The organism is Pseudoalteromonas sp. CR1, assembly GCF_019392235.1.
Lineage (GTDB): Bacteria > Pseudomonadota > Gammaproteobacteria > Enterobacterales > Alteromonadaceae > Pseudoalteromonas.
Map to the genome: position 1 here is coordinate 1 of NZ_JAHXRM010000315.1, position 266 is coordinate 266.

Annotated in this window: 1 protein-coding gene; it reads right to left on the reverse strand. The window is 52.6% G+C overall.

The window, feature by feature from the left end; genetic code table 11:
- Positions 1-208: hypothetical protein (locus tag KZZ04_RS19540; protein ID WP_219423935.1), on the reverse strand; the 208-nt coding region annotated here is incomplete at its 3' end.
- Between the last annotated feature and the right edge of the window lie 58 nt (positions 209-266).

The window sequence follows — 266 nt, forward strand, 5'->3', positions numbered from 1 at the left end:
TGCAGGACTTCTCACTGGGCATACGCATCGTGACCAATGCGCCTTCGAGCGAGGTGACGATGTACCACCCCTCGCTCGAGACCTTTTGACTGCCTGCGATGCCGGCCAGAAAAAGTGACCAGAAAACCAGTCCTACGAGAAGCGTCTTGTTGTCACGAGCCCAGTTAGCAGGGGCTGGCTGTGGACGTAGGTTATAAACTCGGTACATGGCGTTATCCTTTTTATTGGTTGTCCAACAAGGTGCGTTTTTTAGTTTTTCGCCTGGC